The sequence below is a fragment of the Kitasatospora sp. NPDC058444 genome (assembly GCF_042721415.1).
GTDB lineage: Bacteria > Actinomycetota > Actinomycetes > Streptomycetales > Streptomycetaceae > Kitasatospora.
On the sequence record NZ_JBHXLL010000103.1, the window covers coordinates 1 to 1,281 of the forward strand.

Annotated in this window: 1 protein-coding gene and 2 pseudogenes; 1 reads left to right on the forward strand and 2 read right to left on the reverse strand. The window is 74.2% G+C overall.

Annotated features, from left to right (window positions below; translation table 11 throughout):
• Nucleotides 1–292, reverse strand: a pseudogene (locus ACFWP2_RS39605) (hypothetical protein); the annotation flags it as partial.
• On the reverse strand, nt 285–797 hold the full coding sequence (locus ACFWP2_RS39610; RefSeq protein ID WP_380460984.1) for a SigE family RNA polymerase sigma factor: 513 nt from the start codon (nt 795–797) through the stop codon (nt 285–287). The gene ACFWP2_RS39610 and the pseudogene ACFWP2_RS39605, both read right to left, overlap by 8 nt.
• A gap of 252 nt (nt 798–1,049) precedes the next feature.
• Between ACFWP2_RS39610 and ACFWP2_RS39615 the strand changes: the two are divergent.
• A pseudogene (locus tag ACFWP2_RS39615) lies at nt 1,050–1,281 on the forward strand (hypothetical protein); the annotation flags it as partial.

Sequence of the window (1,281 nt, forward strand, 5' to 3'; positions counted from 1 at the left end):
GGTGGGGGGAAGGCGGTGGCGGGGAGGAGGAGGCGTCTGTGATGGCCGTTCCCTGTTGTGGTCCCGGTGAGTGTCGTGGTTCCGGTGAGTGCAGCACGGACGGGAGAGCCAGGCACAGGGCCGCCGCGGTGCAGGCCGCGGTCGCGCCCAGGGCGTGCCGGCGATGGCGGCGCCGGTCGGCGCGTCGGCGGATCTCCGCAGCGGGCAGGGTCGGTGCGGGCATCTGCGTGCCGAGCAGCCGCAGCCGGTCGCCGACGGTGTCGTGGACGGTGTCGTGGACGGGGTCAGACACGGAGCTTTCCTTCCTCGCTGGTCGGGGTCCGGTCGGCGAGTCTGGCCGCGAGCGAGGCCCGGCCGCGGGCGAGGCGGCTCTTGACGGCGCTGACGCCGGAGCAGGTCTCGGCCGCGACCTGCTCGACGGAGAGGTCGCACATGTGGTGCAGGACCAGGGCGATCCGCTGCGCCTCGGGCAGGTCGCGCAGCGCGGCGACCAGCACCAGGTGTTCCTCGGTGGGCGGTTCGACGGTGGGTGGTTCCGGGCGGTGGTGGCGTCCGGCCAGGTGCAGGCCCCGGGCCAGACGCCGCCAGCGGGAGTGGGCCAGCCGCCGGGCCGTGGTCCGGATCCATGCCTCCGGGGCGTCGTCCGGGTCTAAGGAGCGCCTTCGGTCCCACGCGCGGATGAAGGCCTCCTGGACCACGTCCTGTGCCTCGGACCAGTTGCCCGTGATCGCGTAGAGCTGCCCGGTCAGGCGGGAGAAGGACGCCGCGTAGAACGCGTCGAACTCCTGTGGCGTCATCAAGGGCCTCTCTTCCGGGGCTGTCCGTCAGCTCGCGGCACAGGCGGCTCGCGAGGAGCGCTCCTCGGCCGCGGCGGTGGAGCCGTGCGTCCTGGGCGGAGCCTCCCGCTCTGTACTCACGAGCCCCGTCCCGGGGTTGCGCCCACGGCCTATGACCTGGATCACGTGGGCGGGGTGCGACCTGCCGGGCGTCGGGAGGTGTACAGGGGGTGCGGGCATCAACCGGACGCCCGCAGGAAAGGACACGGATTCATGCGTATCCGCCCGATCATGCTCATCACCGCCACCGCCGCCGTCGCAGCCATCGCGACCGCGGGGGGAATGGCCACCGCCGCGACCGGCACCTCCACGCCCACTCCCGCGGCCCACGGCAAGCCCTCCGCCGCGGCCTCCGCTGCGCCCTCCGCCGCGCCCACCGCGGTGCCCTCCGCCGCCGGCTCGGCGGTCTCCGGCAGCGGCTCGTCCGTCACCGCTGTGCCTGCCA

Bases quoted from the DNA above. Each gene is read 5' to 3' on its own strand.
- ACFWP2_RS39610 (WP_380460984.1), bottom strand. From the start codon at position 797: ATGACGCCACAGGAGTTCGACGCGTTCTACGCGGCGTCCTTCTCCCGC.